General features: G+C 57.6%; 7 protein-coding genes and 1 riboswitch. All 7 genes read right to left on the reverse strand.

The annotated features are described in order from the left end of the window. On the reverse strand, positions 1-479 hold a 479-nt coding region (locus tag ACTTKG_RS08245), incomplete at its 3' end, for a hypothetical protein (RefSeq protein ID WP_442673738.1). A gap of 138 nt (positions 480-617) precedes the next feature. Further along, positions 618-2,660, reverse strand: a complete 2,043-nt coding sequence (locus ACTTKG_RS08250) for a TonB-dependent receptor plug domain-containing protein (RefSeq protein ID WP_442673739.1) — start codon at positions 2,658-2,660, stop codon at positions 618-620. Positions 2,661-2,664: 4 nt separating this feature from the next. Then, positions 2,665-3,387, reverse strand: coding sequence for a TonB family protein (locus ACTTKG_RS08255; protein WP_442673740.1), 723 nt, complete (start codon positions 3,385-3,387; stop codon positions 2,665-2,667). Between the two features lie 3 nt (positions 3,388-3,390). After that, a complete protein-coding gene (locus ACTTKG_RS08260; protein WP_009646437.1) occupies positions 3,391-3,804 on the reverse strand; it encodes an ExbD/TolR family protein in 414 nt (137 codons plus the stop codon). Beyond that, positions 3,801-4,439, reverse strand: a complete 639-nt coding sequence (locus ACTTKG_RS08265; protein ID WP_442673741.1) for a MotA/TolQ/ExbB proton channel family protein — start codon at positions 4,437-4,439, stop codon at positions 3,801-3,803. Before ACTTKG_RS08265 ends, ACTTKG_RS08260 begins: the two co-directional genes overlap by 4 nt. A 22-nt stretch (positions 4,440-4,461) precedes the next feature. Then, positions 4,462-5,445 (reverse strand): ABC transporter substrate-binding protein, encoded by a 984-nt coding sequence (locus ACTTKG_RS08270; protein WP_442673742.1) that lies wholly within the window; start codon positions 5,443-5,445, stop codon positions 4,462-4,464. Between the two features lie 167 nt (positions 5,446-5,612). After that, positions 5,613-5,789, reverse strand: a riboswitch (cobalamin riboswitch). Positions 5,790-5,936: 147 nt separating this feature from the next. Next, entirely contained in the window at positions 5,937-6,320 is a 384-nt protein-coding gene (locus tag ACTTKG_RS08275; RefSeq protein WP_442673743.1) for a hypothetical protein, read from the reverse strand. Between the last annotated feature and the right edge of the window lie 232 nt (positions 6,321-6,552).

Below are 6,552 nucleotides of genomic sequence, written 5' to 3' on the forward strand. Positions count from 1 at the left end.
AAGGCGATCTTGCCGTTCTTGACGCCGAAGGTCAGATAGTGAAGCGGATTGTCCGTCTGCCAATACGTGTAGTAGTCGTAGCCCGGCATACGGTGTTTTTTATGCTTCATCGAGTCGACTGCACCCGTGCCGTAAATCTTTTGCAGGATCGAGGCGTCCATGCCGACGGTCACGCCTGCGGGCGTCGCCCAGCCGTTGTTTCCCTTAACGAGGACAGACTTCACGCTCATGCCGTCCGCTGACGGCACGATCTTCACAGTGTCGCCGTAGCCGAAGAGATGATCGACGTAATGCGACTGCACGTCTTGCATCGGTCCGTAGATGCTCTCCACATAGTCGAGCGACATTCCCGACTCCACGCCGCCGAGCGACATATCCTGCGGCGTGATCCAGTCGAGACCCTCCGCGCCGCAGACGGCACTTCCGGCGGCGAGCGTCGCGCCCAGCAGCAGGCTTGCGGCAATCTTTTTCAATTTCATGAAAATACACTCCTTCTCCTACAAAAACAGTGAAAACAGCCAATCTACATTTTTCTGTGCCTCCGCGTCACCTCCCCAAAGGTTTTTCTGCCATGCCTTTTCCTGTCACTCTATTCATCGGAAAATCAGAAACTCTACTCAAAACGTATAGCTGCAGCTCAGCATGAAGTTCGTCGGCGCGACGCGGTAATTCGCGCCCGTATGCGAGGTCACGTCCGCGCGGTCGAGCACGTTTTCCACAGTCAGACGTATCTCGCTCTTCTCGTCGGGGTGGTACGCCGTACTCCAACTCGTGAGGAAGTACGGCTTGCACGCATAGGACGGCTCGCTCGAAGGCGACTGCACACGATCAGCAAGGTAAGAGCCGGTAAGCGACGAGCTCCACTTGCCCTTCTTGTAGAGGACGCCGCCCGTAAGCTGCAGTTTGCCGAAGATGCGCTCCCAGTCCGCGCCCTTGCTGCCCTTCGCCTCCGGGTTCTGCCATGTAATGCCCCAGTTCCACGAAAAGCCGTGCTTTCCTTGCGTCTCGCACGAAAGTTCCAGTCCCGTGTTGCGAAAATCTTCATTCTTGTATTGATACCTGTTATCCCGCGGTTTCCATGTCGCCGTGATATTGTCCTCGACGTCCATGTGAAAAAGCGCCGCCTTCCACGTATGCCCTGCGTGCTTCGCCTTCCAGCCAATCTCATAGGTAACGCCCGTCTGCGGCTTCAAATCCGGCGCAGGCACGAGACGGCTGCTCGCGCCGTACATCTGCGCGAACTTCGGCATGATGAAGGACTGACTGACGGAAAGATAGAGGCTGTTTTCGTGGTCGAGCTTGTGCAGCCACTGACCGGAAGCGCTGAAATTATGGTAGTTCTCATCGCGCATCGCCGCTGTCGTCCACGTCTCGCGCATACCGAAGATGCCCGTGTCGCGCTCTGTGAACTTCTGCTCCCATTGGGCAAACACGCCCCAGTTGTTGCGCATGTAGCTCGCAGGGCTAGCCGTCGAGCGAGCAGGCAGCGCTTCGTAGACTTCATGCTCCAAGCTGAAGCCGAGTACGGCGGTCGCCTTCGGATCGGGCTTCCATGTGCGCTGCAGATCGACGCCGTATGTCGTGTTGCGCTCGCGCGTGTTGTACCAATCGCCGGGCGTTTTCGCACCCGTACGCGAGATGTCTGTCGGCCCCTTCGCTTCCACCGTTCCCGTATTGAAGTAGAGGCTGCCCTTCCACGCATGATCGTGGTAGTTGAGCTGGCTCACGTACTGCTCTGTCGTGTAGGTACGCGCATGGAACGGGTCGCCGAGGCGCACGCCTGAGGACGTGCGATCCACGCGGTCGACGAAGCGCAGATAGGTCGCCTCCGTCTTGTAATAGCCGAAGAGGAAATCAATCTGCGGATTGATATGATATGTCAGTCCCGCGCTCGTCTTCTCCACATCGCGCAAGTCGGTGCGCGTCGAGCCGTTGAACTTCGCAGATATGACATCTGTCTCGGCAAGGCCGTTCAGATGCCCCCACTTGTCGTAATTGTAGTAGACGCCGAAGCGATCGTCGCCTGCGCTCACGCCGTACTGGCGCTGTCCGAAGTTGCCGAAGCCGACATGCGCTGCGTTGCTCGCGCCTTTCTTCGTGATGATGTTCACGATGCCGCTCATCGCCTCGCTGCCGTAGAGGACGGAACCCGAGCCTTTGACGACCTCGATGCGCTCAATTTGATCGGCAGGGATCTGGTCGAGGTTGTACTTGCCGCGCCATGAGATAGGGCTGCCGTTCATGAGCACGAGCGTGCCGCTCTTGAAACCGCGCACGTTCAGCTCGTTGTTCATCGTTCCCATCGAAGCGCCGGAAGGGCCGAAGGATTTATAAGCGAAGCCGTTGACCTTGGCGAGCGCGTCCGCCGCATCAGCGGCGCCGCTCTCCTTGATGGCTTCCGACGTAATGACCACGGTCGCCGCCGGCACGTCGATGTCGCGCTTTTCGCGGCGCGTCGCCGTCACGACGGTATCTTCGAGCGCATGATCGTCTTCTGCCGCTGCCACAGGCGCAGCAGAAGACTCTTCCTTTGATGCCTCACCCGTCTGCTGCGGCATTTGCGCCGCCCAAGCGGGGACGGATGTCGCCATAAATGCAGCCGCGATGGCGAGCGTGAGCATCTTCTTTTTCTTGCTTTGCAAAATACAGCCTTCTTCCATAAATTCAGTTCAAGCGGAAGTGAAACGTCTTCGTCCAGACGCCGCGCGCACCGCCGTCACCGGGGTTGAATGTGAAGCGGTAGCCTGCCGCTACCGCCGCACTGTCCATCGCGGCGTATCCCGAGGACGAGATGACGGCGACGTCTTCGATCGAGCCGTCGGACGCGACGAATATCTTGATCGTGACGCTGCCCTCGACGTCTTCCTCGATGAGATCGGGCGGATAGTCGGGACGCGCTTCCGAACGAAGGCTCGCCTCGATGCGCTCCTTGGGCGGCGGCGGGGGCGGCAGGGGCGGTGGCGGAGGCGGTTCAGACTGACTGAGACCCGTACCCTTGCCGCCTGTACCCGGTCCCTCGCCATCGCCGATGCCCGTGCCGACGCCTTTCCCTTCACCGCCTTGCCCAAAGGGATTGCCCGCACGCGCTTCTCGCTTCTGACTCGGCTTATCCGACTCCTCGGGAGGCTTCTGCTCGATCGGAGGCAAGGTCTTGTCGGGTATCACGACCTCGTCGACGGCAGGCGCCGCCTCCACCTGCGGCGGCGAGCCGCCGCCCTCGCTTCCCTCATCCTGCGCCTCATCATAGATGACGACTTCGACGTTGTCGCTCTTCTCTTTCATCGTCGCCATAGAAAAGATGCCGACAGCCGCCGCGATGAGGAAGATGATGAGATGTACACCGAGAGACGCGAGCAGAGCCTTGTATTTATCCCTCGTATTCTCCATACGCTACTTGCCTCCTGCGCTTTCGCCGGCAAGCCCAAAGCGCGTGATGCCCGCGCCCTTGAACTTGTCGAGGAGCGCATAGACCATGCCATAGTCTATGTCTTGGTCGGCGCGCAGCACGAGGGAGAAGTTGCCGTTTCTCGCGTTCTCCGCCTTGGCGCGCTCAAGAAGCGTCTTTTCCGCGATGGGCTGATCCTCAAGGAAAAGGCTGCCGTCCTTCTTCATCGTGACGACATAAGTCACGCGCATCTGCGTTTCCACATTCGCCGCCTTCGGCATATTGACGTCGACGGTCTTGAGATTCACCATGTAGAGCGTGCTGAGCATGAAGAATACGAGAAGGAAGAACATGATGTCGATCATCGGGATGATGATGATCTCGGGCTTATCGAAGCCCTTTCTGTCCCTGAGCCTCATCGCGCCGCCCCCTCATCGGAAGAAAGCGCGTCCATCGCACCCTCGACGAGCGAGAAACACTGCTCCATATCCGTCACGATGCTCTCGATGCGCTGCGTGAAGTATGCGTGCACGGCGAGCGCGATGATGGCGACGCAAAGCCCCATAGCAGTCGCGATCAGCGCCTCGCCGACGCCGCCCGTGATCGCCGTCGCCTGTCCCGACTGAAGGTTGAACACGGAAAACGCCGAGATCATGCCGCTGATCGTGCCGAGAAGCCCCAGAAGCGGCGCCATCGTCACGATGACGCTCAAGTAATAGAGCCGCTTTCGGAGCTTCGAAAGCGCGACGCCCGACTGAATCTCCATATAGGATGAAACACGCGCGGCATCTTTTTTCATCAGCTTCATCGCGCCGAAAAGAATATGGGCAAGCGCACCGCGATGCTCCTCGGCAAGCTTTCTCGCTCCCGCATAATCATCATTCGCCATGCACTGATAAAACTCTCGCGCAAAGGCGCGTCCCGTGTCCATGCGCGAAAAGTACATCGCGCGCTCAATGCCGATCGTCACGACAAAAACGGAACACAAGAGCAGCACATACATGATGGAGCCACCCTTATGGAAAAATTCAATGCCTGTCATAATTGCTTCCATGAAAAATCCTCCCAAACTGTAACTATTCCACCGCCGAGAGATGTTCGTTTCTCCCTTGCGCAAAAGATTCCCCGTATGTGCGATAGGCGATTTCCTGCACACCGAGCACGAAATCCTGTGAGCAGTTATAAATGTAGGCTTCCGTCGGCTCCTCCAAACGATGCTCACGGATCGCTTGGAGCGTCTGTAGGGACGGATCTTCGAAGTATTCCTTGCGGAACTTATCAACGTCGAATTTTCCGTGATCGTTGTATGTCGGTACAAAAAGGACATCCGGGTTGATTTGAACGAGCTGCTCCTTCGTCATAACCTGTCCGTCGCGGATGCCAAGCTCGGCTCTGCCGTTCTTCACGCCTGCATAGCGGCAGGCGTCGTCAAAGCTTGAACCGATACCTCCATAGCCCGACATCAGCGAGATTAAAACAACCGTCTTGCGCTCGCTCTCGGGGATGGCGCTGACTTTTTTCTCGATATTTTTCAGATGATCGTCCATCATCGCGAGGAGCTTTTCCCCGCGTTCGGGTACGCCCGCCGCCTGCGCGAGAAGCGTGATCGTCTCCTTGATCTCGGCGAGATTTCGCGCCCCCTTGCAGACGACGACAGTCAATCCCGCTTCTCGAAGAGACGGCACAATCGCGAGATCCCCCCAATCGGGCACGACGACGAGATCGGGATGCAGGGCGACGAGCTCTTCGACGGTCGGATTACCGACACGCTTCTCCACCTTCTGCGCCAGCTCGACGACATTCGAGCTTACGGGGTCATCCAACAATCCATTGACTGCCGCCATGTCTTCGGGCGGCACAAGGCCGAGCATGATCTCGTCGGTACTCATCGAAAGCGTGACGATGCGGTGCGGTCTTGCAGGCAAGGTGACGACCGTACCTTGACTGTCCGTGACCGTATAAGCATCCGCACCATTTGCATTGGGCGCCCCCGGCGCACGGCAAGCTGTCAACAGCAGGCACGCGATGACCATGACAATTGCCAAAAAACTCTTTCGCAACTTTTCTCCCCCTCTGCCATTCTTTTCTCCATCAGCACAACCATGCGATCGTGACTTTGCCCCAAAATAAAAGAGCCTTTTCCGCAGAAAGAAAGGCTCCATATATGCAGCGACGCCAAGGCGCACAAATGCAAAGAAGAATCCCCTTCCCATCGCTCGCGGGTCAAACGGTGATCGTCAAGCAGGCAGTTCTCCTGGCTCGGTTCATCACTCAGCTGCGCCTTCCCGGGACAATGCCCCAGTGACATCCTTGCAGCTTCGCTCCCCTCACAGTGGCGGGACCGCTCCGGCATGACCGGATTCTCTCGTAGACCCTTGCGGGTACCTGCTCCAAAGCGGAGATTTTCCGCTGTCCCTCATGAAATTATGCGTATGCTAATCTAACGCCTATGCTACCGCAAAACGTATGGCTTGTCAATGCACTTCGGCGAGGACGTCAAGGGGGCTGCCAAAAGACAGCCCCCTCCCTTTGTTTCCTATGAAAGTCTCTCTCATCCAAGCAGCGTCGCCGCACGCGCAACGCCGGCTCCGCCGTCCAGAGCCGCTTCTTTCGCTCCCCCAAGGCGCTCCGTCCGCCTACCGATGACCGTCGGATCTTTCTCCGAAGTCGTCGCCTTCGTCTTGTTCTCCGAAATGATTTCCGTGCCGCGATAAACGGTGACGTGCACGGAACCGTCTGCCATCACCTTCGTCACGGTCGTCGTTTCCTCGTCATTTCTATCGCCGGAATTCTCGCCGCGAGGCGCACCGCCGCCCGTTTCCATCTGCCGCAGGATGGCAGAAAAAGCGTCCTGCGCCGCCTCGGTCTTCTTCTTGTGCGCCGCGCCCAAAGCGCCTGCCAAGCCGTGCGCGCCAATCTTATCAATCATGCTCATAAAAACACCTCCAATTTCTATGTCGAAAGAATCAGCAGATTCCTTAAAGGGCTTCCTTTTCGGGAAGCTTCCCACGAAGATTGGATGTATGCTATAATATAGGCGGTGCTGCTACAACGGTGGCGGTCGATTCTTAGCCCCCGAATGGGGGTGCTGCTTATGGAACTGTACGATTTTTTGTCGTTCGTTTTCCTCGTAACGATTTGCGTCGTTGCATTAAAGGCAAAATAAG

Origin of the sequence: Selenomonas sp., assembly GCF_052169755.1 — a bacterium.
Lineage (GTDB): Bacteria > Bacillota > Negativicutes > Selenomonadales > Selenomonadaceae > Selenomonas.

Excerpts from the sequence above, each read along its gene's own strand:
- ACTTKG_RS08250 (WP_442673739.1), bottom strand. The coding sequence starts at position 2,660 with ATGGAAGAAGGCTGTATTTTGCAAAGCAAGAAAAAGAAGATGCTCACG.
- ACTTKG_RS08255 (WP_442673740.1), bottom strand. The coding sequence starts at position 3,387 with ATGGAGAATACGAGGGATAAATACAAGGCTCTGCTCGCGTCTCTCGGT.
- ACTTKG_RS08260 (WP_009646437.1), bottom strand. The coding sequence starts at position 3,804 with ATGAGGCTCAGGGACAGAAAGGGCTTCGATAAGCCCGAGATCATCATC.
- ACTTKG_RS08265 (WP_442673741.1), bottom strand. The coding sequence starts at position 4,439 with ATGGAAGCAATTATGACAGGCATTGAATTTTTCCATAAGGGTGGCTCC.
- ACTTKG_RS08275 (WP_442673743.1), bottom strand. The coding sequence starts at position 6,320 with ATGAGCATGATTGATAAGATTGGCGCGCACGGCTTGGCAGGCGCTTTG.